At 67.3% G+C, this 26,078-nt stretch carries 20 protein-coding genes and 1 pseudogene; 11 read left to right on the top strand and 10 right to left on the bottom strand.

The features are described from left to right. Positions 1–11: 11 nt before the first annotated feature. Entirely contained in the window at positions 12–2,684 is a 2,673-nt protein-coding gene (locus BLS81_RS03465; protein ID WP_093220734.1) for a TonB-dependent receptor, read from the bottom strand. A gap of 411 nt (positions 2,685–3,095) precedes the next feature. Here BLS81_RS03465 and BLS81_RS03460 point away from each other — a divergent pair, with 411 nt between their 5' ends. From BLS81_RS03460 to BLS81_RS03450, 3 genes are all read left to right on the top strand, one after another. Beyond that, on the top strand, positions 3,096–3,680 hold the full coding sequence (locus BLS81_RS03460) for an SRPBCC family protein (RefSeq protein WP_093220732.1): 585 nt from the start codon (positions 3,096–3,098) through the stop codon (positions 3,678–3,680). Further along, positions 3,680–4,864 carry a zinc-dependent alcohol dehydrogenase gene (locus BLS81_RS03455; RefSeq protein WP_093220729.1) on the top strand — a complete coding sequence of 395 codons (1,185 nt, stop codon included), beginning with the start codon at positions 3,680–3,682 and terminating at the stop codon, positions 4,862–4,864. Before BLS81_RS03460 ends, BLS81_RS03455 begins: the two co-directional genes overlap by 1 nt. A gap of 127 nt (positions 4,865–4,991) precedes the next feature. Continuing rightward, a complete protein-coding gene (locus BLS81_RS03450) occupies positions 4,992–5,780 on the top strand; it encodes an SDR family NAD(P)-dependent oxidoreductase (RefSeq protein ID WP_093220727.1) in 789 nt (262 codons plus the stop codon). Between the two features lie 46 nt (positions 5,781–5,826). Here the strand turns inward: BLS81_RS03450 and BLS81_RS03445 are convergent, their stop codons facing one another. Continuing rightward, positions 5,827–6,759, bottom strand: a complete 933-nt coding sequence (locus BLS81_RS03445) for an SDR family NAD(P)-dependent oxidoreductase (RefSeq protein WP_371128245.1) — start codon at positions 6,757–6,759, stop codon at positions 5,827–5,829. Between the two features lie 11 nt (positions 6,760–6,770). Here BLS81_RS03445 and BLS81_RS21255 point away from each other — a divergent pair. Next, positions 6,771–6,824 (top strand): annotated as a pseudogene (locus BLS81_RS21255) (hypothetical protein); the annotation flags it as partial. A 94-nt stretch (positions 6,825–6,918) separates the two neighbouring features. After that, positions 6,919–7,512 carry a TetR/AcrR family transcriptional regulator gene (locus BLS81_RS03440; RefSeq protein WP_256326046.1) on the top strand — a complete coding sequence of 198 codons (594 nt, stop codon included), beginning with the start codon at positions 6,919–6,921 and terminating at the stop codon, positions 7,510–7,512. Here the strand turns inward: BLS81_RS03440 and dinB are convergent. Beyond that, positions 7,509–8,606 (bottom strand): DNA polymerase IV, encoded by a 1,098-nt coding sequence (gene dinB, locus BLS81_RS03435; RefSeq protein ID WP_093220719.1) that lies wholly within the window; start codon positions 8,604–8,606, stop codon positions 7,509–7,511. The two genes, BLS81_RS03440 and dinB, sit on opposite strands and share 4 nt — an antisense overlap. 58 nt (positions 8,607–8,664) lie before the next feature. Further along, positions 8,665–9,915: an aminotransferase class V-fold PLP-dependent enzyme gene (locus tag BLS81_RS03430; protein WP_093220717.1), complete on the bottom strand. Its 1,251-nt coding sequence runs from the start codon at positions 9,913–9,915 to the stop codon at positions 8,665–8,667. A 177-nt stretch (positions 9,916–10,092) separates the two neighbouring features. Here BLS81_RS03430 and BLS81_RS03425 point away from each other — a divergent pair, with 177 nt between their 5' ends. Then, a complete protein-coding gene (locus BLS81_RS03425) occupies positions 10,093–10,752 on the top strand; it encodes a peptidylprolyl isomerase (protein WP_093220714.1) in 660 nt (219 codons plus the stop codon). Between the two features lie 81 nt (positions 10,753–10,833). On the opposite strand, the gene BLS81_RS03420 is transcribed toward BLS81_RS03425, so the two are convergent. Both BLS81_RS03420 and BLS81_RS03415 read right to left on the bottom strand, forming a co-directional pair. Beyond that, on the bottom strand, positions 10,834–11,982 hold the full coding sequence (locus BLS81_RS03420; protein WP_093220712.1) for an aminotransferase class I/II-fold pyridoxal phosphate-dependent enzyme: 1,149 nt from the start codon (positions 11,980–11,982) through the stop codon (positions 10,834–10,836). A gap of 98 nt (positions 11,983–12,080) precedes the next feature. Continuing rightward, the gene (locus tag BLS81_RS03415; protein WP_093220710.1) at positions 12,081–13,391 is read right to left on the bottom strand and encodes a replication-associated recombination protein A; all 1,311 of its coding nucleotides are present in this window, start codon (positions 13,389–13,391) and stop codon (positions 12,081–12,083) included. Positions 13,392–13,556: 165 nt separating this feature from the next. Between BLS81_RS03415 and BLS81_RS03410 the strand changes: the two genes are divergently transcribed. The 3 genes from BLS81_RS03410 to msrB all read left to right on the top strand — a co-directional run bounded on the left by BLS81_RS03410 (position 13,557) and on the right by msrB (position 14,979). Further along, complete coding sequence (locus BLS81_RS03410) at positions 13,557–14,090, top strand: PadR family transcriptional regulator (protein WP_176787009.1); 534 nt, start codon at positions 13,557–13,559, stop codon at positions 14,088–14,090. An 82-nt stretch (positions 14,091–14,172) separates the two neighbouring features. Next, a complete protein-coding gene (locus BLS81_RS03405) occupies positions 14,173–14,493 on the top strand; it encodes a DUF2218 domain-containing protein (protein WP_093221773.1) in 321 nt (106 codons plus the stop codon). A gap of 36 nt (positions 14,494–14,529) precedes the next feature. After that, positions 14,530–14,979, top strand: coding sequence for a peptide-methionine (R)-S-oxide reductase MsrB (msrB, locus tag BLS81_RS03400; RefSeq protein WP_093220708.1), 450 nt, complete (start codon positions 14,530–14,532; stop codon positions 14,977–14,979). Positions 14,980–15,140: 161 nt separating this feature from the next. On the opposite strand, the gene BLS81_RS03395 is transcribed toward msrB, so the two are convergent. Genes BLS81_RS03395 through BLS81_RS03380 form a run of 4 tightly spaced genes read right to left on the bottom strand, consistent with a single transcriptional unit; the run spans position 15,141 to position 22,747 of the window. After that, positions 15,141–15,794, bottom strand: a complete 654-nt coding sequence (locus BLS81_RS03395; protein WP_176787008.1) for a 4'-phosphopantetheinyl transferase family protein — start codon at positions 15,792–15,794, stop codon at positions 15,141–15,143. Positions 15,795–15,798: 4 nt separating this feature from the next. Further along, the gene (locus BLS81_RS03390; protein ID WP_176787007.1) at positions 15,799–19,788 is read right to left on the bottom strand and encodes a non-ribosomal peptide synthetase; all 3,990 of its coding nucleotides are present in this window, start codon (positions 19,786–19,788) and stop codon (positions 15,799–15,801) included. Further along, entirely contained in the window at positions 19,785–21,005 is a 1,221-nt protein-coding gene (locus tag BLS81_RS03385; protein WP_093220700.1) for a cytochrome P450, read from the bottom strand. Before BLS81_RS03385 ends, BLS81_RS03390 begins: the two co-directional genes overlap by 4 nt. After that, positions 21,005–22,747 (bottom strand): non-ribosomal peptide synthetase, encoded by a 1,743-nt coding sequence (locus BLS81_RS03380; RefSeq protein ID WP_093220697.1) that lies wholly within the window; start codon positions 22,745–22,747, stop codon positions 21,005–21,007. The genes BLS81_RS03385 and BLS81_RS03380 overlap by 1 nt, the downstream gene beginning before the upstream one ends. Positions 22,748–22,988: 241 nt before the next feature. Between BLS81_RS03380 and BLS81_RS03375 the strand changes: the two genes are divergently transcribed. After that, positions 22,989–23,450, top strand: coding sequence for a DUF2141 domain-containing protein (locus BLS81_RS03375; RefSeq protein WP_256326045.1), 462 nt, complete (start codon positions 22,989–22,991; stop codon positions 23,448–23,450). After that, a complete protein-coding gene (locus tag BLS81_RS03370; RefSeq protein ID WP_093220695.1) occupies positions 23,447–26,044 on the top strand; it encodes a hopanoid transporter HpnN in 2,598 nt (865 codons plus the stop codon). Before BLS81_RS03375 ends, BLS81_RS03370 begins: the two co-directional genes overlap by 4 nt. Positions 26,045–26,078: the final 34 nt, after the last annotated feature.

Here is a 26,078-nt window from a genome sequence, read left to right as displayed (position 1 = left end):
CCCGCACCCGATCAGAACTTCACGCGGACGCCGGCCATGAACTGGCGATCGTCGATCGTATATTGTCCGGGCCGGGTCGCGACCTGGTAATATTGCTGGATCTGGGTGCGCAGCAGGTTCTGCCCGTCGATCGTCAGCGTGACGTGCTTGCCGATATCGTAGCTGAGCGACGCGTCGAGCCAGCCATAGCCCTTGGTCATCACCGGGAAGACATAGGAGGTCGTCGTGCCGCCCGGCGGGGTATAGGCGCCGGCGAGGATCGAGGACAGGAAGCTCGACCGGTAATTGTACGCGACGCGGGCGGAAATGCCGTATTTCTCGTAGATGCCGGCGATGTTGTAGCTGTACTTCGAAAGCTGCGGCAGCGGCGCGGTGAACCCGACCAGCGAGGTCGGCGCGGCGCTTTCGGTATAGGTGCCATTGGCCTGAATGCCGAGGCCGGAGAGCGCGCCGGGCAGGAAATCGAAGAACTGCTGATAGCCGACCTCGGCGCCCTTGACGGTGCCCGTGCCCGAATTGAGCGGCTGCGACAGCGTGTAGCCATCGACCCCGCCGATCGTCACGCCCGGCGTGGAGCGGGTGAAGATGAAGCCTTTGACCCGCTTGTAGAAGCCCGCGACATAGAGCGAGGTCGATTTGTTGACGTACCATTCGAGCGACACGTCGGCGTTCTTCGAGGTGATCGGCTGAAGGTTCGGGTTGCCCTGGCTCGCGGCGAGCTGGCCCGGAACGACGGTGAGCGCGGGCGACAACTGGCTGAAATCGGGACGGGTGAGCGTTTCCGAAGCGGCGAGGCGGAGCTGGAGGTTGTGCGTCAGGTGAACGCGCGCGTTCACGCTCGGCAGCCAGTTTCCGTAGCTGTTCTTGATCGAGACGGGATCGATGATCGTCGGCGTCACGGGAACGAACACGCCGTTCACCAGTGCGGTCCGGCGCTGGTTGCCAGTGATGAGATCGTCGGTTTGAACATAGCGCACGCCGATATTGCCGTCGATCGGCAGTCCAGCGACGAAATCGAACTTCGCCATCACATAGCCGGCGGTGGTCTTTTCGTCGGCGTTGAACGCCGCGAGCAGGCTGTTGACCGATGTCGTCGACGGGGCCAGCGCGCCGGTCAGCCCGAGTTGCGACAACACGCCCGAGAAATCGGAGCGCAGCCGCGAGACGTTGGCGTAGGGGAAGTTGCGCTGGAAATCGACCTTCGCACCGTTCGCCGTGTAGAAATCACCATAGCTGTTCGCCTGGAACAGGCCCGAATAGGAGGCGGGATCGGTGGAGGCCGTCTGCCCGGTGTAGCGAAGCGGATTCTGCTGTGCGATCGAACGATCCGAGAAGCGGAAGCCGCCCTGGATCGATTTCAGGAAGCTGCTGTCCTCGAATGCATATTCGAGGTCCACGCGCGCTGCCACTTCGTCGCCGACATAATGGTTCTCGTTCCGCGTCAGCCCGCCGACCCTGTAATTGGCGAGATTGGCGAGGTTGTACGAGCCGGTCGACGAGGAGGGCGGATTGGTGCCGAGATTTTGCGTGAAGCCCGGCGCGGTCGTGATGAGATCGAGCTCGGTGTAATACAGGTCGTTCCGCGATTTGGTGTAGGTCAGGTCGCCGTTGACCGTGACGCCCTTCACGTTCCACTTCGCGGCGAGGCTGATCGACTTGTTCTCGTCGAGCGTGTCGCGCGCGGTGCCGCCGGCGGTGAGGCGCTGGTTCGCGTAGCTGACCTGCGACACGTCCTGCGTGCCGGAGAAGAGCGTGGTGCTGCCGGCGACCGGGGTGGAACCCGCCGTCGCCACGAGCATGTTATATTGCTGCTGCGTCGTCTTGAAGCGCTGGTACTGACCTTCGAGCGTGAACTCGAGATCGGGCGAGGGGCGCCATTGCAGCGCGACGTTGCCGCCGATGCGCTGGCGCTCGCCGATCACCAGCACCTGATTGTTGCCGTTCGGCGCGAACACGCTCTGGCCGGGGACCAGGTCGCTGCGCGGCGTCGGCGCGCCGGTGCTGTCGATGTCCTGCCGATATTTGCGGTCCTGATACGAGAAGCTGCCAAGCAGGCCGACCTCGCCGATGCCGGTGTCCCACTTGTCCGAGGCGAACACCGATCCGCTCGGCGTCGCCTTCTTGACCGAATCCGAGTACATGCCGCGCAGCGACGCGCCGAGGGTGAAGCCCGGGAGATCGAGCGGGCGGCGCGTGCGCAGATCGACGAGGCCGCCGAGGCCGCCTTCGATCAGGTCGGCGGTGGATGCCTTGTAGACGTCGATGCGGGCGACCAGCTCGGCGGGGAAATCCTGGAGGTTGAAGGTCCGGCCACCGCCCGCGGTGAAGGTCTCGCGGCCGTTGAGCGTCGTTTCGACCTGCGGCAGACCGCGGATCGCGATCGACCCGCCCTCGCCGAGATCGCGCGACACCTGCACGCCGGTGATGCGCTGAAGCGCTTCGGTCGCGTTGTTGTCGGGGAGCTTGCCGATATCTTCGGCGACGATCGAGTCGACGATCGTGCCTGCGTTGCGCTTCACGTTCGCGGCGGACTGGAGGCTGGCGCGAACGCCGGTGACGACGATGTCCTGCTCCGCGCGCTCTACGGCCGCGTCGTCGGAGGCGGCGGCGGGCTGTTGCGCGAAGGCGGGAACGGCAACCAGCGACGCGAGCGCGGTGCTCGCCAGAAAGGTGAACGAACGCATCAAATTTCCCTCCAAATTATTTTATCGTTGTTGAAATGAACTCGAACGCACTGGCACCGTGCGGCGGGAACCGCAGGCGAAACTTCATGGAAACCGGAAAAAGGGCCGGCGGTCGATCGGATCGCGCGGGGCGGCGCGGGTACATTGGTCCGATGGTTATGCTGCACCAAAGCGCATGCAGCACGCGACGCAACCGAATCGCTCTCCTTGTTTCTTGTTGTCCATATACGAATAACTTGTCCCTCTATAAATATCAATGCGGTATTTTCGCGTTTGGCGGAGGGGCGGCGACGGCGCAGCGAACAGCGCGATCGGCTTGATCTCGATCAGTAAGGTATTTGATTTCGCTCGGGAAACGACGGGAACGGACCTGCGCGCCATGCGATCTCCCCCTGCAACACGGAGGACGCCATGGCAGAAACCGACTTTCAGACCGACGACGCGCCGCTCGCCACTTCCAAACGATCCGGCGCGGTCGACGAGGCGACGAACGCGCTGCTCGAACCCAATGGCGACAGCCTGGTCGCGCGCGCGGTGACGATCAACCGCCCCGTCGCCGAACTCTACGCCTATTGGCGCGATTTCCGGAACCTCGCGAGCTTCATGGACAATGTCGTCGCGGTCGCGCCGATCGACGACCGGCGTTCGCACTGGACGGTCAAGGCACCCGGCGGCCGCACCGTCGAATGGACCGCCATCGTCACCGAGGAACGCGAAAACGAACTGATCGCCTGGGCTTCGGAGGACGGGGCGGACGTGCCCAACAGCGGCCGCATCGACTTTCGCGATGCCGGTGCGCGCGGCACTGTCGTCACCGCGACGGTGCTGTACGACCCGCCCGGCGGCACGATCGGCAAGCTGGTCGCCAAGATGTTCCAGCGCGAACCTGCCATCCAGGCACGGCGCGACCTGCGCCGTTTCAAGCAGCTCATGGAAACGGGCGAGATCGCCACGTCGGCGCGAACCCGCGAGCAATTCGAAGAGGAGAAGGCCTGATGCGCGCACTCGCCTGGCATGGCCGTCACGACGTTCGCGTCGATACGGTCGATGATCCCGAAATCCTCAACCCGCGCGACGCGATCATCAAGGTCACCTCGACCGCGATCTGCGGCTCGGACCTGCATCTGTACGACGGCTATATCCCGACGATGCAGGCGGGCGACATCCTCGGCCACGAGTTCATGGGCGAGGTGGTGGAGATCGGCGCCAAATCGACGCTCAAGAAGGGGCAGCGCGTCGTCGTGCCGTTCACGATATCGTGCGGAAGCTGTTATCATTGCGGCAAGCACCAATATTCGGCGTGCGACAACGGCCTGCCCGCCGACAACCAGGACATCGCGCAGGAACTTTACGGCCAGCCGATGAGCGGCCTGTTCGGCTACAGCCACATGACCGGCGGCTATGCGGGTGGCCAGGCGGAATATGTCCGCGTGCCGTTCAGCGACGTCGGCCCGATCGTCATTCCCGACGGCGTCGCGGACGACAAGGTGCTGTTCCTCTCGGACATTCTGCCGACCGGCTGGATGGCGGCGGAGAATGCCGAGATCGAACCGGGCGATACCGTCGCGGTCTGGGGATGCGGGCCGGTGGGGCTGTTCGCGGTGCAATCGGCCTTCCTGATGGGGGCCGAGCGTGTGATTGCGATCGATCATTTCCCGCGCCGGCTCGAACTCGCGAAGCGATTTGGTGCCGAGACGATCAACTTCGGCGAGACCGAGACCTACGAGGCGCTGATGCAGATGACCGGCGGGATCGGCCCCGACGCGGTGATCGACAGCGTCGGGCTGGAAGCGCACGGCTTCTTCGCCGACAATGTCGTCGATCAGATCAAGGCGTCGCTGATGCTCGGCACCGACCGCCCGCACGCGATCCGACAGGCGATCCTCGCCTGCCGCAAGGGCGGCCGCGTCTCCATGCCCGGCGTCTATGGCGGGTTCGTCGACAAATTCCCGCTCGGCGCCGTGATGGAGAAGGGGCTCACGCTCAAGACCGGGCAGACCCACGTCCAGCATTATCTGCCCGGGCTGCTCAACGCGATCATGGAAGACAAGATCGATACCGAATTCCTGATCTCGCACCGGATGGCGCTCGAGGATGCGCCCAAGGGCTACAAGATGTTCCACGACGATCAGGACGTGGTGACGAAGGTCGTGCTCAAGCCCGATTTCGCCGCCGCGTGACCTTGCTCCCCTCCCTGGAAGGGAGGGGCTGGGGGAGGGTGGGCTAATGGTGGTCGCCGCGCTTCCTCGTAAACCGACCCACCCCCGACCCCTCCCTGACCAGGGAGGGGAGAAGAAGGACGAGATCATGGCTGACACATTCGCGATCATCACCGGCGCCTCGACCGGCATCGGTTTCGAACTGGCCACGCTCGCGGCGAAGGACGGGTATGACATCCTCGTCGTCGCCGACGAACCGCTGATCGAGGCGGCGGCGACCGACTTCGAGCAGTTCGGCACGCAGGTGCAATGGGTCGAGGCCGATCTCTCGACGATCGAGGGCGTCGATCAGTTGCTGGCGGCGACCGGCGGCCGGCAGATCGATCTGCTGTGCGCCAACGCCGGGCGCGGGCTGGGCCACGCGTTTCTCGATCAGGATCTTGCCGATTGGCGGCGGGTGGTCGACACCAACATCGTGGGCACCGCCTATCTGCTCCAGAAGGTGCTCAAGCCGATGGTCGCGCGCGACGCCGGCAAGGTGCTCGTCACCGGCTCGATCGCGGGGTTCATCCCCGGCGCGTTCCAGGCGGTGTACAACGGCACCAAGGCGTTCGTCGACAGCTTCACCGATGCGCTGCGCAACGAGATCAAGGAGTCGAAGGGCGTCACGCTGACCACGTTGATGCCGGGGCCGGTCGAGACCGAATTCTTCGAGCGCGGCGGCATGATGGATACGTCGGTCGGTACGAGCGACAGCAAGAGCGATCCGGCCGACGTGGCGAAGGATGGCTGGGACGCGCTGATGGCGGGCAAGGCCAGCATCGTATCGGGCTGGAAGAACAAGCTCCAGGTCGCCGCCGCGCATGTAACGCCCGCGTCGGTGCTCGCCGAGCAGCACCGCAAGATGGCCGAGCCGGGCACCGCGCCGGACGCTTGAGGCAAATGAGAGGCCGCGACCTGATGGTCGCGGCCTCTTCGGTTCGTCAGAACACTTCGCCGACCATCTCCTCGCTCTTCGCCCACAGCGCCCTGGCGTTGTCGGGGTCGAGCGCATAGGAGCGCACGCCCTCGCTCGCGACGCTGAGCGGGCCGTCGGTGACGTTGGTGGCGACGTGGCAATCCTCGCAATAGCGCCCGCCGATCTCGTCGGCCTCGCCGACGACGGCGGCCCATACCGATGTCGCCGCGCCCTGCGGGATCGTCTTCAGTTCAAAGGGGGGCTTGCCCTCGGCGGCGAGATCGGCGTTGATCTGTGCGATCATCGCCTCGATCGCGCCGTCTTCGAGGTGGCGGCTAAGTTCGGTCTGGATGCCGCCGGGATGCACCGCCGCGGCGCGTACGCCACGCGCGCGGTGGCGCCGGTCGAACTCGACCGCGAACAGGATGTTGGCGGTCTTGGAACGGCCATAGGCGACCCACGGATCATAATCGCCGCGCGTGAAATTGGGGTCGTCGAGATCGACATTGGCGAAGCGATGACCGGCCGAGGCCAGGCTCACCACCCGCCCGCCCGGCCGCAGCAGCGACGCAATGCGGTTGATGAAGACGAAATGGCCGAGGTGATTGGTGCCGAACTGGGTTTCGAAGCCATCGGTGGTGTGGCCGAACGGCGCCGCCATCACGCCGGCATTGGCGATCACCACATCGAACGGTTCGCCCTTCGCGACCAGCGCGTCGGCGGCGGCGCGCACGCTGGCCAGGCTGGCGAGATCGAGTTCGATCAACTCCAGACCGCCGCCGTTCGCGGCGGCCGCACGCACCACCTCGGTCGCGGCCTCGGCCTTGGCGAGATCGCGCGCGGCACCCACCACCTGCGCGCCATGCGCGGCGAGAGCGCGCGCGGTCTCGACACCGAGCCCGGCCGAAACACCGGTGACGAGGATGCGCCTGCCCGACAGATCGACGCCGGCGAGCACTTCGTCGGTGGTGGAGGTCGCGCCAAATTGCTGAACCATGTGCTGTTCCTTTAGAAGAAGGCTGACGACGCGATCGGCATTCCCGTGTTAGGGTGCCACAATAACGTCGCCGCTTATATGCGGAGGCATCCTCCGCTTTCAAGGGGCTGGCGTAACAGAGTGGCGGATTCGGCGAAAACTCCCGTTCGAAAACCGCGTGCCGATGCCGAGCGCAACCGGCTCAAGCTGCTCGCCACCGCCAAGAGCGTGTTCGCCAGCAAGGGAATGGACGCGGGTCTGGAAGAGATCGCGCGCGCGGCGGGGGTGGGGATCGGCACACTCTACCGCCATTTCCCAACGCGTGAGGCGCTGATCGTACAGGTCTATCGCAACGAGGCGAACCAGCTTGCCGCCGCCGCCGAGCGGCTCGCCGCCGAACGGCCGCCGATCGAGGCGCTGCGCGCGTGGATGCTGCTGTTCGTCGAGTATTTCGCGACCAAGCAGATTATCGCCGGCGCGCTCGCGACGATGGTTTGCGACAGCGCGGAAATCTATGCGGCGTCGGGCGCGCAGATGAGTGACGCGATGACGTTGCTCACCGCGCGCGCGGTCGAGAGCGGCGAGATCACCCTGACCGTACCGCCGCTCGATCTGCTTCGCGCGGTGATCGGCGTCGCCAATGTCAGCGCCGAGCCAGGCTGGGAGGCGAGCGCGCGCGCGATGGTGGATATCCTGATCGCGGGGCTGCGCGTGCCGGCGCCGGCACGCGACTAAACCCGGCCGGGCAATCCCTCGAACAGCGGCAGCGCCTCGGTATCGGCGCCGTCGAAGTTGGAGACGGTCACACCGACCAGCCGGATACCTTTGGGCGTCGGCAGCACCGAGCGGATCAGCGCCAGGCTGGCATCGTGCAGGCCGGCGCGGCTGCGGATCGGGCGGGCGGCGCTGCGGCTGCGGGTGATCTGCTGGAAATCCTGATATTTGACCTTCACCGTCACGGTGCGGCCGAACGCCTGCGCGCCTTCGCACCAGCGCCAGACGTCCTCGGCCATTTCCAGCACGCCGGCTTCGATATCGGCCGGCTCGGTGAGATCGTCGCGGAAGGTCGTTTCCGAGCCGGAGGATTTGCGGACGCGGTTGGGGTTGACCGGGCGATCGTCGATGCCGCGCGCGATGGCGAAATACCAGTCCGCCGAACTGCCGAAATGCTCGGCGAGGAACCCGCGCGACTTGGCGCGCAGGTCGGCGCCGGTCTCGATGCCGAGCGACGCCATTTTCCGCGCGGTGACGGGGCCGACGCCGTGGAAGCGCGACACCGGCAGCGTCTCGACCCAGGCCGCGCCCATTTCGGGCGTCACCGCGAACTGGCCGTTGGGTTTGCGATGATCCGAGGCGAGCTTGGCGAGGAACTTGTTGTACGAAATCCCCGCCGAGGCGGTGAGGCCGGTCTCCTCGAGGATGCGCGCGCGGATCGCCTTGGCCGTGGCCCAGGCGGTCGGCAGGTCGCGAAGGTTCGCGGTGACGTCGAGATAGGCCTCGTCGAGCGACAGCGGCTGGATGATCGGCGTGAATTCGGCGAAGATCGCGTGGATCTGACGCGAGACCGATTTGTACACGTCGAAGCGCGGCCGCACGAACACCAAGTCCGGGCACCGGCGCAGCGCCGTTACCGACGGCAAAGCGGACTTCACCCCGAACGCGCGCGACTCATAGCTCGCCGCCGCAACCACGCCGCGCGCCGACGCCGATCCGACCGCGACGGGCTTGCCCCGCAGCGTCGGATCGTCGCGCTGCTCGACCGACGCGTAGAAGGCGTCCATGTCGATATGGATGATCTTGCGCACGTCCATGCGCCGAGGATAGCGCATATCGAACGGAAGGGGAACGCGAACCGCGAAGAGGTCGCGTCCGCAGCTGCGTGGCCGGCTAAGCCGCCCGCCCGGCGATCTTCGTCAGCGCCGCTACCAGCGCGTCGAGTTCCGCCGGCGATGTATAGATTTGCGGCGTCACGCGCACGCCCTTCACCTCGCCGCGGTCGATCGCGACGGTGTAGATATTGTGGTCCTTCAGCAGCGTCTCCGCCAGCATCGCCGGGGCGAGCCCGTTCAGCCCGACGTTGGCGATCGCACAGGTCCGCGCCGGATCGCGCGGCGTGTTGAGGTACACGCCCCGGATCGCGCGCGCGCGGCTGGTCCAGCTCTGCTGGAGGAAGCGCAGCCGCGCCATCTTGCGTTCAGCACCGATCGCCTCGTGGAAGGCGATCGCACGCGGTAGCGTCAGGTCGCTGTGGACCGGGTGGGTGCCACGGTGGTTGAGCTTGCGGATATCGTCGTCGGCCATGCTGGCATCGCCGAACATCGGCCACAGCCCGGCGATGCGATCGCGCCGCACCCACAGCACGCCGAGGCCGAGCGGCGCCGACAGCCATTTGTGTAGCGACGCGCCGAAATAGTCGCAGCGCAGATCGGCGATCTTGAAATCGAGATGTGCGAAGCTGTGCGCGCCATCGACCATCACCGGCACGCCGAGGCCATGCGCCATGTCGCAGATCGCCGCGACCGGCAGCACCTGACCCGTACCGCCGACGATGTGCGACACCATCAGCAATTTGGTCCTGGGGGTGATCGCCTTGCGGTACGTTTCGACGATCTCGGCGTCGCTCGCCGGATCGAGCGGCAATCGCACGATGCGGTTGACGATGCCGTGGCGCCGCGCCTGAAGCGCGAACATATCCATCATCGAGCCATAGTCCTGCGTCGCCATCACCGCTTCGTCGCCGGCTTGCCAGGGGATGCCGTTGATGACGGTATCGAGCGATTCGGTGGTGTTGCGCGTGACCACCAGTTCCTCGACCGGCACGGCCGCCAGCGCGGCGACGGCGGTGCGTATCTTCACCACGTCGGTATCGAGGCGGGTGCGCATGTAATGCGATGCCTCGCCGTTGACCGCCCGCGCGTTGGCGACGAAGGCGTCGAACACGTCGCTGGGCTGGAAACAGTAGAAGCCGTTTTCGAGATTGATGAAGCGGTTGTCGGTCGGGAAATGGCTGCGGATCTCGGCCCAGAACGCTTCGTCCCGCGCGAGGTCTTCCGGCGCGCGCGCGGCCAGACCCGGTGTATCGAGCAAGGCGGCGAGCGACGCGGCGCCGGCGGCCTTCAGGAAATCCCGTTTGTTCATTACGACGCCCCCCGACTATGGTTTTCCCCAAGCCCTCCGCCTCTCCCCGCTGACGATGCTTCGCCCGTCTCGGCGACAGTCTTGCCTGAACCGCGCCGGTCGGCAAGACGGCTTGATCGGATCGCGCGTCCCTCAGCCAGCGTTCAGGTGTGAACGTGGAACCGGTCCTGGTCCGATATGCTGACGAAAAGGGAGACGTGCGTGCGGTTTCTGGGTCTTGCCTGTGGTGCGGCGTTGTTGATCGGGGCGGCGCCGGTCGAGCCGCCGGTGGTGCGCGTGCGGCTCGATACCTCGGCCGGGCCGATCACGCTGGCCATCGATTACCGCCACGCGCCGAAGACGGCGGTCAATTTCCTGCAATATGTCGATGACGGGCGGCTCGACGGGACGAGTTTCTACCGTGCCTCGCGTAAGGCCGGGCACCCCGACCTCGGCTTCGTACAGGGCGGGATCGGCACCGACGCGCGGCGCAAGCTCGATATGCTGCCGCTCGAGCCGACCAGCCAGACCGGGCTGCGCCATGTCAGCGGCGCGATCTCGATGGCGCGCTACGCCAACCCCGCGTCCGGTTCGGCCAATTTCTCGCTGCTGGTCGGCCCGAGCCCCAATCTCGACGCCAAGCCGGGCTCTCCCGGTTATGCGGTGTTCGGCCATGTCCTGAGCGGGATGGACGTGGTCAAGCGCATGCTGGCGATGCCGACCGCGCCGGGTGGCGACGAGGAGATGAAGGGGCAGATGCTGGTCCACCCGATCAAGATCGTCCATGCGGTGCGGCTGGACGGAACGCCGAAGCCGACCGGCCGCCCCAAGGTGTGGCTGATGTTCAAGGGGCTGTGAGACCGCACCAACCCGTTCGTGCTGAGCTTGTCGAAGCACGTGCCTCTAACGCTGAACTGCGGGACACGTCCTTCGACAAGCTCAGGACGAACGGGGTAGAAGTGACCGCCCCGCGAACCACGGCGTCATCCGCCGCAGCGCGTCCTCGATCCGATCGGTCGAGACCGCGAAGCTGAAGCGCATGAAGCGGTGCCCATCGACCGGATCGAAGTCGATTCCTGGGGCGGTCGTCACGCCGGTGTCCATCAGCAGATCCATGCAGAACGCCATGCTGTCATCGGTCAGATGGCGGATATCGGCGTAGATGTAGAACGCGCCATCGGGCGGCGCGATGCGGCGCAGGCCGAGTGCGGGGAGCGCATCGAGCAGCAGTGCGCGGTTGGTCGCATAGGTGCGGATATGCCCTTCCAGCTCCTCGCGGCAATCGAACGCGACCAGCCCGGCATGCTGCGCGAGCGAGGGCGGGGTGAGGAACAGATTGCCCATCCGCGCCCGCGCGGCGTCGATCAGCGCGGGCGGCACCACCAGCCAGCCGAGCCGCCAGCCGGCCATGCTGAAATATTTGGAGAAGCTGTTGACGATCAGCGCTTGCGGCTCGTCCTGCAACACCGATCGCGCCGCGTCGCCATAGCTGAGGCCGTGGTAGATCTCGTCCGAGATGATGCGGATGCCGCGCCGGCGGCACACCGCCACGATTGCGCTCAGCTCGTCGGGCGCGATGATCGTGCCGGTCGGGTTGGCGGGGCTGGCGAGGATCAGCCCCTGCGGCGCGGGATCGAGCGCCTCGATCGCGGCGGCGGTGATCTGGAAGCGCTCCGCCGCGCCGCAGCCGATCTCGACCGGTTCGAGGAACAGCGCCTTCACCGTGTTGCGGTAGGAGACATAGCCCGGCCGTGCGAACGCCACGCGGTCGCCGGGCGCGAACAGGCAGGAGAGCGCGAGCACGAAGGCGGGGGAGGCGCCACAGGTGAGGATCACCTGTTCGGGATCGACCGACACACCGTAGCTGTCGGCATAATGTTGCGCGATCCGGCGCTTGAGCGGGCTGCTCTCCCAATAGCCCATGCCGTCGCTGTCGAGGATGCGGTGCGCCTCGGCGATCGCCGCAGCCGGCGCCCCGGTCGAGGGCTGGCCGAACTCCATGTGGATCACCGATCGCCCCTCGGCGGCGAGTTGGTGCGCGGCGCGGCTGATGGCGATGGCGTGGAACGGGTCGATCGTCGCGGTCATCCCGCGTGCTTAGCGCGCGCCGCGCCGGAGACAAAGGCCGCTGCGAAAGGTCTTCAGGCGTCTCGGCGCCATCATGTCGGCGTGCGATCTCGCGGCGCTCACGACTTGCCCTTCAGCTCCGCCCACCACGCCATCCGCTCCGCGATGCGCTTTTCGAGGCCGCGGTCGGTCGGCGTGTAGAAGGTCTGCGGCGCCATCTCCTCGGGCCAGTAGTTCGCGCCCGAATAGCCCGCTTCGGTATCATGGTCGTAGGCGTAATCCTTGCCATAGCCGATGTCCTTCATCAGCTTGGTCGGCGCGTTGAGGATGTTCTGCGGCGGCATCAGCGAGCCGGTCTCCTTCGCGACCCGCCACGCCGCCTTTTGCGCGGTGTAGGCCGCGTTCGATTTGGGCGCGGTCGCGCAGTACAGGCACGCTTGCGCGATCGCGAGTTCGCCTTCGGGGCTGCCGAGGAACTCGTACGACTCCTTGGCCGCGAGGCACACGACCAGCGCGTTCGAATCGGCGAGGCCGATATCTTCCGACGCGAAGCGCACGATCCGCCGCAGCACGTAGAGCGGCTCCTCCCCGGCGGTGAGCATTCGCGCGAGATAATAGAGCGCGGCCTGGGGGTCGCTGCCGCGCAGCGATTTGTGGAGCGCGGAGATGAGGTTGTAGTGGCCTTCGCGATCCTTGTCATACACCGCGACGCGGCGTTGCAGGAACGCCGACAGCCCGGCGGGATCGAGCGGCTCGGGCAGCTCGACCGAAAACAACGTCTCGGCCTGGTTGAGCAGGAAGCGGCCGTCGCCGTCGGCGCTGGCGACGATCGCCTCGCGCGCCTCGGGCGTGAGGGGCAGGGGGCGGCGCTCCAGAGCTTCCCCGCGCGATAGAAGCAGTTCGAGCGCGGCGGCATCGAGCCGGCGCAGGATCAGCACCTGCGCGCGGCTGAGCAAGGCGGCGTTGAGTTCGAACGACGGATTTTCGGTGGTCGCGCCGACCAGGGTGACGGTGCCGTCCTCGACATAGGGCAGGAAGCCGTCCTGCTGCGCGCGGTTGAAGCGGTGGATCTCGTCCACGAACAGCAGCGTGCGCTTCCCGATCCGGGCATGGTCGCGCGCCTCGGCGAACGCCTTCTTGAGATCGGCCACGCCCGAGAACACCGCCGAGATCGCGACGAAGCGCAACCCGACCGCATCGGCGAGCAGTCGCGCGATCGTGGTCTTGCCGGTGCCGGGCGGCCCCCACAGGATCATCGACGAAAGCCGTCCCGCCGCGACCATTCGCCCGATCGCGCCTTCGGGGCCGGTGAGGTGATCCTGGCCGACGACGTCCGCGAGCCGCTGCGGGCGCAGCCGGTCGGCGAGCGGTGCAGTGTCGGGCACGTCGGGCGTGGCGGGGGGATCATATGCGGCGAAGAGGTCGGCCATGCGCCCAAGATAGGGTGCGCGGAAAAAAATGCACAGCCGGAGTTGCGCGAAACGACTCAAGATATATCGTAGAGGCATCGTGTTATGGAAAGGAACGATATGTTTGGTTTCAACAAACGGGCCGGTGGCTTTGGCCACGGCCATCATGGTCACCATCATCACGGCATGGGCCGGGGCGGATTCGGCGGCGGCTTCGGCGGTGGCTGGGGCGAGGGGCGTGGAATGGGCGGCGGGCGTGCGCGCCGGATGTTCGACGGCGGCGAACTGAAGCTCGTGCTCTTGAAGCTGATCGCGGACACGCCGCGCCACGGCTATGATCTGATCCGCCAGATCGAGGAACTGACCGGCGGCGCCTATGCGCCGAGCCCCGGCGTGGTCTATCCCACGCTGACCCTGCTCGACGACATGGGGCTGATCGAGGCGGGCAAGAGCGAGGGCGCGAAGAAGCTGTTCACCGCGACGGAAGCGGGCGCCGCCCATCTCGCGGAGAATGCCGAGCTGGTCGAGGCGCTGTTTGCGCGGCTGGCGGAGGTCGGCAAGCACAGCGCCCGTACCGACGGCGCGCCGATCCGCCGGGCGATGGGCAATCTGCGCATGGCGCTGCAGAACCGGCTGACGGCGGAGGACGTCGATACCGAGACGCTCCACCGTATCACCGCGCTGCTCGACGAGGCCGCGCAGAAGATCGAACGCCTCTGAGATGACGCGCTTGCAGATGCTCCGCAAGCGCCTCGCGATCGTTACGCCGGGGCCAAGCGCCCCGGCGAGAAAGGATGTGACCATGACCATCAGCGCCGCCGCCACCGTGCCGACCGACAGTGCGAGCAAATACCTCCAGCAACTGTGCAAGCACTGGCAGCAAAACCTCGCGGTTGAATTCACCCCCGATCACGGCACGATCGTTTTCCCCAAGGATGCGCGTGGGGCCGACTGGCCCGCCGACGCGCTGGTGACGTTCGACGCGCGCGATGCGGGCCTGGACGTGCGAATCGATGCCAGCTCTGACGAACAGCTCGAAGGATTGAAGGGCGCCGTCGCGCGCCACCTCGATCGCTTCGCCTTCCGCGAGGCGCCACTGGCGTTCGACTGGAAGCGGGGCTGAGCGCGCCCTATATCCGGCGGCGAACGGAGACCCATCATGGCACAGTATGAGAAGACCGACGCCGCCGTCGCGGCGCTGACCCCCGAACAATATCGCGTGACGCAGCAATCGGGCACCGAACGCCCCGGCACCGGGCCTTTGCTCTACAACAAGGAGCCGGGCATCTATGTCGATATCGTCTCGGGCGAGCCGCTGTTCGCGTCCTCGGACAAGTTCGAATCCGGCTGCGGCTGGCCGAGCTTCACCAAGCCGATCGAGCCCGCCAACGTCGCCGAGTTGCGTGATGCCTCTCACGGGATGATCCGCACCGAAGTCCGCTCAACGCATGGCGACAGCCACCTCGGCCACGTCTTCGACGATGGTCCGCGTGATCGCGGTGGCCTGCGCTACTGCATCAACTCGGCGTCGCTCCGCTTCGTCCACCGCGACGACATGGTCGCGCAAGGGTATGGCGACTATCTGCCGCAGGTCGAAGAGGTGGCGTAAGTTGCGGTTGATCCGTTCGTCCCGAGCGTAGTCGAGGGACTGGGCGGAGCGCAGGTGTCTCGACTTCGCTCGACACGAACGGTTGGTGGTGTGACCGTGCCAATCCGTTCGTGTTGAGCTCGTCGAAGCACGTGAGCCCGAGCGCGGCGCCTGTGTGACGCTCAGCGCGAGGGGTGAGAGATGATCCGGGGTGGTGCGTCGTCCTCGATCACCAGCGCGCCGGAATAGCCGTCCGCCAGCGCCACGCTGGCGATGGCCCATCCGTCGGCCCCCGAAAGCAACCGCGCCTCGGGCGTGACCGACACCGCGAACGCATCGAGGGGATACGACAGCCCGATGCCGATCGCCTTGACGAACGCTTCCTTGCGCGCCCAGCAATCGAAGAAGCCGCGCGCCGCGTCGTCCTCCGCAAGCGCGGCGAGCGCGGTGCGTTCGCCCGCGCCGAACAGTCCCGCCGCCAGATCGCGCCAGTCTATGCCGGGCTGACGATATTCCACGTCGAGGCCGAGTTCGCGATCGGATACCGCGACCGCCCATAGTTCGTGCGAGTGCGAGGCGCTGAACTTGGGTCCATCCACCAGCGCCGGCTTGCCATAGGCATTCTCGGTGTAAACGAGACGCTCCGCCGCCACCCCGGTCGCATCCGCCAGCACTGCGCGCAGCCGGGCGCGGCGCACGATGAAGCGGCGCCGGTCGCGCGCGAAAGCAAAGCGCGCCGCACGTGCCCGCTCGGCCGGATCGAGCATCGCCAGCACCCGCCCGACCTCGTCCTCCGCGACATCAAGGCTGCCGAAGTGGAGCTCTGCCGCGGCCAATCGCTCAGGCGCGACGCTGGCGCGCCGCCTCGGCGTTCGCGCGCGCCAGCCGGGCGCGCAGGAGATCGGCGAAGATATCGACATTGGGCGGTTCGAGCATCGTGCGATGGCCACCGGGAATGATGTGCGCGTCGAACTGGCCACGCACCTGCGCGCGCCAATCCTCGACGAAATCGAGCACGCCGGGATGGTCGTCGGGCTGGAACAGGATCACGTCGCCATGGTACGCGGGGGGCGTATAGTGGCTCGCGGCATAATCGAGCCGTGACTGGATCTTGGGCTGCAACACCGCCTCGCGCCCGCCCGCCAGCGCCGCCGCGTCGGAGAGGCCACGCAAGCGATCGACGAAATAATGCCAGCGCTTGCCCTTGGGTTGCGCGAAGGTCTTGTCGAGATGATATTTGAACTTGCTGAGGAAGAACCGCGCCGCGCCGATCTGTCGCGCGCGTACCGGATGGAAGGGGTGCGCGAGCATCAGCAGCCGTACCTCGTCACCCGCCGCCTCGAGTTGGGTCGCGACCGCATAGGCGAGGATGCCCGACGTACACCAGCCGCCGATCCGGTACGGCCCGTTCGGCTGGATCTGGCGCAGCGCGGCGATGATGAGATCGGCGGTCTTGCGGAAATCCCTGCTCGGCGTGCCGCCCGCCGCCTCGATGATCGCGGCGGTGGAGACGCCGTAGAACGGCTGATCCGGTCCGAGCCGCTCGGCGAGCGGGCGGAAGGTCGAACCGCCGTCCAGCCAGATGATCGGCGGTTGCGATCCGTTCGGCTGGATCGGCGCGACGGCGGGGTTCTCGATGCCTTTGCCGCCCGCGATGATCTCGGCCATGTCGGCGAGGCGCGGCGCCTGGAACAGCGCGGCCATCGGCAGCTTGACGCCGTAATCCTTGGCGATCCGCCGGATCAGCCGCGCGATCAGCAGCGAATGGCCGCCGAGATCGAAGAAATCGGCGTTGTGCGATGTCACATCCGCCTTGAGCACGTCGCGCCAGATCGCCGCGAGCTTCACCTGTTCGGGCGTCTCCAGCGGCGCATCGTCGGTGATCGAAGCCTTGCCCGGTTCGGGCAGCGCGTTGCGGTCGATCTTGCCGTTGGGAGTCTGCGGCAGCGTGTCGAGCACGACGAAGCGCGTCGGGATCATGTAATCGGGCAGGGTCGCGCCCAGCGACTCGCGCCAGTCCGCTATCTCGCCGGTGCCGACCAGATAGCCGACCAGGGCGCGCTCGCCGCTCGGATCGGGCCACGCCTTCACCACCGCCGCCGAGACGCCGGGCAGCGCCGCCAGCGCGCCTTCGACTTCCTCGATCGCGACGCGGAAGCCGCGAATCTTCTCCTCATGATCGGTACGGCCGAGGCATTCGAGCATTCCGTCGGGACGCCAGCGCGCGAGATCGCCGGTCTTGTACAGCCGCTCGCCGCCATGCTCGATGAATTTGGCCTCGGTCAGATCGGGGCGTCCGCGATAGCCGGTGGCGACACCGCGCCCGCCGATGCACAATTCGCCGACGGCGCCGACCGGACGATCATTGCCATGTTCGTCGAGGATGCGGATCGTCGTATTGGCGATGGGCCGGCCGATCGTGATCGGGCCGATCGGCTCGACCCTGGCGACGGTCGACCAGATCGTCGTCTCGGTCGGGCCGTACATATTCCACAATGCGCCGACGCGGGGCAGCAACTGGTCCGCCAGCGCACGCGGCAGTTTCTCGCCGCCGCACAGCGCGGTGAGGGCCGGCGAACCCGCCCACCCGGCCTCGATGAGTCCGCGCCACGTCGCCGGGGTCGCCTGCAGGATATCGGGCTTGAGCCGCTCGACATCCTCGGCGAGCGCGATCATGTCGGTGGCGGTCTCGCGCGTGGCGAGATGGACCTTGCCGCCCGTCACCAGCGGCAGCCAGATCTCCAGTTCGGCGATGTCGAACGACAAAGTCGTGATCGCGAGGATCGACTGGCGGGGCGCGAGGTCGAGGCTGCCCTCCATCCCGACCAGGAAGTTGACGAGCGCCGCGTGCGGGATCTCGACGCCCTTGGGCTTGCCGGTCGAACCCGATGTGTAGAGCACGTATGCGGGCGCCTCCGGGTCGATCGCCGGCGCGTTGAAGGCGCGGTGCGGCCAGTGGCGATCGAGCCGCACCAGCGGCGCGGCGCCCTGCGGCGGCGCGTGTTCAGTGGTGGGCTCGACGAGGATCAGCGCCGGGCGCGCGCTCTCGACGATCATCGCGAGCCGCGCGCGCGGGAATCCAGGGTCGAGCGGCAGATAGGCGGCGCCCGTCTTCGCCACGCCGAGCATCGCCGCGATCATATACGGCGTGCGTTCGAGCGACAGGCCGACCAACGCGCCCGGCCCGACCCCCCGCGACGCCAGCTCCGCCGCGATCGCATCGGCGGAGTGCGCGAGTTCGGCGTAGGTCCAGCCTTCGCCAGCCTGTTCTATCACGACCGTGTCCGGCTCGGCGGCGGCCTTTGCCGCCACCCAGTCGACCACGCTCGCATAGGGCAGGGCGCGCGCCGTCCGGTTCCATTCGGCGGCGAGACGATCCCGCTCGTCCGCCGCCAGCATCGGCAGCTTCGCCAGCGGCGTTCCCGGATCGGCGGCGACGCCCTCCAGCAGCCGCACCCAATGGCCGGCCATGCGGCGGATCGTGCTCGCGTCGAACAGTTCGCTCGAATAGAGGAAGCGCCCGGCCATGCCGCCCTCGGGCCGCTCGTCGAGTTCGAGGTACAGATCATATTTGGCCGCGCCGACGGTCACGTCCATCTGCGTCAGATCCCAGCCCGACGGGAACGGATCGACCGGCGGCTCGATCGAGAACAGCGTGTTGAACAAGGGGTGCGTGCCCGTGCCGCGCTTGATGTCGAGCGCACGGACCAATTTGTCGAACGGCACGTCGCTCGCCCCCAGCGCGCCGATCACGCTGCGCTTCACCTCCGCGAGATAATCGCGGAACGGCGTCGTGCCCGTCGGACGGCTGCGGATCGCCATGGTGTTGAGAAAATAGCCCATCAGCGGCTGCAACTCGGGCCGACGCCGCGTGTCGGTGACGCCACCGACGATGATGTCCTCGTCCCCGGTGTAGCGGAACAGCATCGCCTTATACCCGGCGAGCAGCACCGAATAGAGCGTCGCGTTCTCCGCGCGCGCGATCGCCTTCAGGCGCTCGACCAGCGGCGTGTCGAGGTCGAACACTTCCATCGAACCGGCATGGGTCGGCAGCGCCGCGCGCGGCCGGTCACCCACCACGTCGAGGCGCGGGATCGGTTCGGCGAGTTGCGCGCGCCAGAAATCGAGCTGGCGGCGATAGTCGTCGCCGGGGTCGCGGTCCGCCTGCCAGACCGCGTAGTCGGCATATTGCAGCACCGGCTCGGGCAGCGGCGAGGGCCTGCCCGCCTCATAGGCATCGACCAGCGCGGCCAGTTCGGGCAAGAGCGTCTTGTAGATCGAAACCCCGTCGAAGATGACGTGGTGCAGCGTCAGATACAGCCGATGCTCCCCGTCGTTCAGCTTGACGACGCGAGCACGGAACAATGGGGCTTTATCGGGCGCGATCGGCGCGCGGGCGTCTTCGGTGGCGAGGCGTACCGCCTCCGCCTCGCGCTCGGCCTCGGGCACATGGCTGATGTCTATGGTCGCCAGGACGATCGGCGTCGAGGGCGCAACCTCCATCACGTAATCGCCATCGACCTCGACGATCGCCGAACGCCAGATCGCATGGCGGCGCACCACCTCGGTCAGCGCGCGCTCCATCGCCGCGTGATCGTAGCGGCCGAGCCGATGGATCGTGATCGACTCGTTGTAGAGCGGCATTTCCGGCGCCATCTGCGCGTGCAGCCAGAGCTGGTTCTGCTCGGCGGTGAGCGGGATGACGCGCTCAGGATCACGTGGGCGGATCGGCTCGGGGGCGGACGCCACCGTCGCGGCATTGCCCGCGAGCATCCTGGCGAGCAGGTCGCGGCGCGCCTGCGCGGCGTCGATCTTGGCGGGCATGTTCATCCGAATGTCACCTGTAAAGCCTTGAGGCCGCGCAGGCCGAGGTTCTCGCGCCATTCGAACGTCTGCTCGGACAGCGAGAGATTCTTGAGCCGGTCGAGCAGCAGGCGGAACGCGATACGCCCCTCCATCCGCGCGAGCGGCGCGCCGAAGCAGAAATGCGCCGCCCAGCCGAACGCCATGTGGCGATTGTCCTTGCGCTCGAAATCGAGCGCGTCGGGATCGGCGAAGCGCTCGGGGTCGCGGTTGGCGGCGGCCATGACCGCCATCACCGGCGTGCCCTTCTTGATGAGCTTGCCGCCCATCACGGTGTCCTCGGTCGCGATCCGCGACGTGTGCTGCGACGGGCTTTCGTAGCGCAGCAGTTCCTCGATCGCGGTTTCGATGATGTCGGGCCGGTCGCGCAACTCGGCGAACTTTTCGGGCTGGCGCAACAGCGTCAGCAGCCCGCTGCCGATCAGGTTGGTGGTGGTTTCCTGTCCGCCCACCATCGTCACGATGGCATTGGCGATCACCTCTTCCTCGGTCAGTTTTTGGCCGTCGATCTCGGCTTCGACCAGCGATTTGACGAGGCCGTCCTTGAGCGAGCCGCTGTGGATAGCGTGCTGGAAATAGGCGATCATGTCGGCGGTGCTCTTCAGCACCCTCGCGATGCCGTCCGGGTTGTGCGAGAAATTGCCGAGCATCTGCGCGTAATCGGCCGACCAGGATTTGAGCTGCGCGTGATCCGCCTCTGGCACCCCCATCAGATGCGCGAAGACGATCGAGGGGAAGGGCTCGGCGAAATCGGCCATCACGTCCATCTCACCGCGCGCGAGCGCCGCGTCGATCAGCCGGTTGGCGACCGACACGACGCGATCCTCCAGCGCCTCCACGCGGCGCGGGGTGAATGCGGTCGAGCAGAGCTTGCGCAGGATCGTGTGGTTGGGCGGATCGAGGAACAGCATCTGCTTGACCATCACCGCCGCGATCGGCTCGATCGAACCGAGGCCGAGCGACCGCATCAGATCGGGCGAGGGGGTACGATCCGCCGAGAATTTGTGCAGCACCGCGTGCACGTCGCGGTAGCGTGTCACCACCCAGCTATGCAGATACGGATCCCAATAGACCGGGTCTTCGCTCCGCAGCCGCGCGTACAGCGGATAGGGATCGGCAAGGACCGTGGGGTCGAGCAGCCGGAACAGGCTGAGCGACGGATCGGAAACCGGGCGCGTCGCCATTATGCCGACAGCCTCTCGATGTCCTCGTCGCTCATCGCCGCGATCTTCGCGAAGATAAGCGTCTCGACGACGTCGGCCAGCTTGGCGACGGTCGCCGCCTCGAACAGATGGAATAGGGACAGATCGATGCCGAAGGCGTCGCGCGCGCGGATGATGACCTGCGTGCCGAGCAGCGAGTGCCCGCCGAGCAGGAAGAAGTCGTCATCGACGCCGAAGTCGCGGTGCCCGAGCACGTCGCCGACGATTTCGAACAGCCGAAGCTCGGTCGGCGTTTGGGGCGCGCGCGCGCCGGTGCTTTCGGTCAGGGCGGCGCTGGCCGGGTCCGGTAGCGCGCGCACGTCGATCTTGCCGTTCGCGGTGAGCGGCATCGTGTCGAGCCGGGCGAAATGCGTCGGCACCATATAGTCCGGCAATGCCTCGCCGAGCGCGGCGCGCAGCGCGCCCGCCGTCACCTCGCCGTTCAACGTGACATAGGCGACCAGTTCGCCGTCGCGAACGAGGACGTGGCTGGCAGCGATCTCGGGGAGGCGATGGAGGGCGGCGGCGATTTCGGCGGGTTCGATGCGGTGGCCGCGCACCTTCACCTGTCCGTCGACGCGACCGAGGAATGCGTAGTCGCCGTCCTCCAGCCGCAGCGCGAGATCGCCGGTGCGATACAGCCGGCCGTACCGCGGATGCGTGACGAAGCGCGCCGCGGTCAGTGCCGGATCGCCGCGGTAACCGCGCGCGACCTGCGCGCCGCCGATGTGGATTTCGCCGGGCGCGCCGGGCGTCACCGCGTCGCCGGCGGGATCGAGCAGATGGATCGTCGTGCCGGGGATCGCCGCGCCGATCGAGGGCAGGCCGATCCCTTCCGCCGCGACCGCGCCCGAGGTGGCGACCACGGTGCATTCGGTCGGGCCGTAATTGTTGACGAACGTGAACGGCTGGCCGGGTTTCGGCCGCACCGTCAACTTGTCCGCGCCCGTCAGTAGCACGCGAAGCGCTGCGTCCGCCGGCCAGTCCATCGTCGCGAGCGGTTCGGCGAGGGCGGTCGGCGCGAAGGCGACCTCGACACGTTCGCGCACCAGCCAGTCGAGGAGCGCGCGCGGATCGAGCCGTACCGCGTCATCGGGAAGGCAGAGCGTGCCACCCGCCGCGAGCGTCGGCCATATTTCCCACGCCGCCGCGTCGAACCCCAGCCCGGCGAGGTGCGCGCTGCGCGTGCCTGCCCCGACCGCGAAGGCTCCCAGATGCCAATCGACCAGCGCGGCGAGATTGTCGTGCCCGACCTCGACCGCCTTCGGTTCGCCGCTCGAACCCGAGGTGAAGATGACATAGGCGAGATCGCTCGCTTCAGTCGAAACGGCGTCGCCGGTATTGTCAGGCGTGACGGTGCCGATCGCGGCGCCGCGCGGCGCGATCACCGCCGCACAGCCGGCGCGCGCCACGAACGCGGCGAGCCGCGCTTCGGGCCAGGCCGGATCGAGCGGCAGATACGCGGCGCCCGCATACCACACCGCGAGCAAGGCGACGATCTGCTCGGCCGAGCGCGGCAGGCACACCGCGACGGTCGCGCCGGGCGTCACGCCGCGCGACGCGAGCGCACCGGCGAGCGCGGCGGCGCGCGCATCGAGCGCCGCATAGCTCAGCGATCCGCCCGGCGACTCGATCGCCACGGCGGCACCAGCGCCACGCGCGATCTCTCCGATTCGGAGGCGGATAGGGCGCGACAGGGTCTCCGTCGCCGGCAGGTCGAGCATTGGTATCTCCCCAAGTTGCGTCCACCCAACCAAAAAAAAGTGAGGTAACCCTTAATCCGCCGCAGCTTTTTGCTGGCCGGGGGCGTGTCGAGCGTCCGACCTTCCGCGCGAATAGCCGGTGCGTTCTCGTCAGAACGGACCGAAAATGCTGGACCTCCGCCAGCCGCGCGATACACGCCGCATTCATCGCGCGGGGGCGAAAGGCGTGCGCTTAATCGCGGACGATGGAACAGGATTGAACGTGACGTTGGGTTTCGGGAAGGTCGCTCTGGCGGCCTTGGGGATGATCGCCGCACCCGCGCTGGCGGGTGGATCGACCGGCACGGGCACATTGCATGTCGAGATCGGCAATGTCCGCTCCGCCAAGGGCCGCGTGCATATCGACGTCTGTACGCAGGCGCAGTTCCTCAAGGATTGCCCGATTTCCGCCGATGCGCCCGCGCGCGTCGGCATCACGACGGTGTCGCTCGCCGGACTGCCGCCGGGGCGTTACGCGGTGCAGGCTTTTCTGGATGAGAATGGCAACGGCAAGGTCGATCAGGCGTTGTTCGGCATCCCGAAGGAAGGCGTCGGCTTTTCGAACGATGCGCGGATCAAGCTCGGTCCGCCGAAATGGAGCGATGCGATGTTCGATACGACCGGCGGCGAGCAGACGATCAGGTTGAACCTGCGCTATTTCCTCGGCGGCGACGCGAAGCGTTGATCGCCGCCCTGATCCTGCGGCTGGTCGCGGCCAGCGTACGTCGGCCTGTGTTCGCCGCGCTGGCGTGCCTGGTGCTCGCCGGTATCGCGCTCGCTTACGCGGCGACGGGCTTCTCGATGACCACCGACACGGCGGCGCTGATCTCGCCCAAGGTGGCGTGGCGGCAGAACGAGAAGGCGGTCGAGACGGCCTTCCCGAACCTGACCGACGTGCTGCTCGTCATCGTCGATGGCAAGACGCCCGAACTCGCCGAGGCGGCCGCCGCCAAGCTGACCGACGCGCTCGCCGCCGACAGCAAGCATTTCCGCCGCGCCGAACGCCCCGACGGCGGCGCATATTTCGCCAAGCAGGGGCTGATGTTCGGCTCGCTCGCCGACGTGAAGGCCGCGACCGACGCGCTCATCAAGGCGCAGCCGTTGCTCGGGCCGCTCGCGCGCGATCCGTCCTTGCGCGGCGTCGCCGGCGCCTTCGGCACCGCGTTGACCGGGGTGGAGCAGGGCTCCGCCAAGCTCGCCGACCTCGACCGGCCGATGCGGTCGCTCGGTAATGCGCTCGACGCCACGCTCGCTGGCAGACCCGCCTTTTTCTCGTGGCAGGAACTCATGGCGTCGTCCGGCGGCGATCAGGCGCCGCCGCGCCGCCGCCTGATCCTCGCGCAGCCCCGGCTGGATTACGGCGCGCTTCAGCCGGGTGAGGACGCCGTCGCGGCGATCCAGCAGCAGGCGACGAAACTCGGGCTCGACGGGGCGCACGGCGTCTCGGTGCGGACCACAGGCGAGGTTCCGCTCGCCGACGAGGAGTTCGCCACGCTCGAAGAGAATATCGGCATCGTCGGGCTCATCATGGCGCTGGCGATGCTGGTGACGCTGTGGCTGGCGACGCGATCGGCCAAGATCGTCGCGGCAATCGTCGTCACCATCATCGCGGGCCTTGTCATCACCACCGCCGCCGGTCTGCTCGCGGTTCACACGCTCAACCTGATCTCGGTCGCGTTCATTCCGCTGTTCGTCGGGCTGGGTGTGGATTTCGGTATCCAGATCAGCGTGCGCTTCAACGCCGAGCGCCTCGACGGCCATGCCACGCCCGAGGCGCTGCGCCGTGCCGCGACCGCCTTGTCCGCGCCGCTGGCGCTCGCGGCGGGGGCGGTGTTCCTCGGGTTCGGCGCGTTCCTGCCGACCGATTACATCGGCATCTCCGAATTGGGCATCATCGCCGGCATCGGCATGGTGATCGCGCTGCTGTTGTCGATCACGCTGCTGCCGGCGCTGCTCACCTTGCTCAAGCCGGGTGCGCCGCGCCGCGAGGTGGGTTTCCGCGAGGCAGCGCCGGTCGATCGCTGGCTGCACACGCATCGCAAGGCGGTGCTCTGGGCGTTCGCGCTGTCGATGCTGGTCAGCATCGCGCTGCTGCCGTTCGTGCGCTTCGACTTCAACCCGCTGCATCTGCGCAACCCCGACGGCCCGGCGATGCGCGCGCTCGCCGATCTGATGCACGATCCGCTGCGCACACCCAACACGATCAACCTGCTCGCGCCCAACGCCGATGCCGCGAAAACACTCGCGGCGCGGTTGGCGAAACTCCCCGAGGTCGACGAGGCGGTGACGGTCGACGGTTTCGTGCCCGAGGATCAGCCGGGGAAGCTCGCGCTGCTCCAGGATGCGTCGCTGCTGCTGGACGCCACGATCAACCCGTTCGACATGGCGCCGGCGCCATCGGATGCGGAGGATGCCGCCGCGCTCAACGCGACTGCCGGGCAACTCCGCACGGTCGCCGGCGCGTCGGCGGACACGTCCGCGCAGGACGCGCGCCGGCTCGCCGGCCTGTTCGCGCGGCTCGCGTCGGCACCGCCGACGATCCGCGCCCGCGCGCGCGAGGTGCTGGTGACGCCGCTCGGCGTGATGCTCGATCAGGTCCGCGCGACGCTGCAGGCCGAGCCGGTCACACGCGCGACCCTGCCGCCCGAGATCGCGAACGACTGGGTCGCGAAGGACGGACGCGCGCTCATCCAGGTCTTCCCGCGCGGCGACAGCAACGACAATGCGGTGTTGCGCCGCTTCACCAGCGCGGTGCGCGCGGTCGCGCCCGACGCCTCCGGCCTGCCGGTGGCGACCCAGGAGGCGGCGGGAACGATCGCCTGGGCGTTCATCGAGGCGGGGGTGCTCGCGCTGGTGCTCATCAGCGGGCTGCTGTTCCTCGTGCTGCGGGATGTTCGTGAAGTCGGGTTCACGCTCGCGCCGGTCGTGCTGTCCGGGTTCCTCACGCTCGGCAGTTGCGTGCTGATCGGCCAGCCGATCAACTTCGCCAACATCATCGCGTTTCCGCTGCTGTTCGGGGTCGGCGTCGCCTTCCACATCTATTTCGTGATGGCGTGGCGCGGCGGCGCGACCGACCTGCTGCAATCCAGCCTCGCGCGCGCGGTGCTGTTCAGCGCGCTCGCCACCGGCAGCGCGTTCGGCAGCCTGTGGTTGTCGCACCACCCCGGCACCGCCAGCATGGGCAAGATCCTGATGATCTCGCTCGCGTGGACCCTGGTCTGCGCGTTGATCTTCGAGCCGGCCTTGCTCGGGCCGCCAAGGAAGGGGCGGAAGGCCTGACGGTCAGCGGAGTAATCCGCTGACCGGAGAGGGC

The sequence above is a fragment of the Sphingomonas sp. NFR15 genome (assembly GCF_900103265.1).
Taxonomy (GTDB): domain Bacteria; phylum Pseudomonadota; class Alphaproteobacteria; order Sphingomonadales; family Sphingomonadaceae; genus Sphingomonas; species Sphingomonas pollutisoli.
This window is presented reverse-complemented; position numbering and strand designations above follow the sequence as displayed.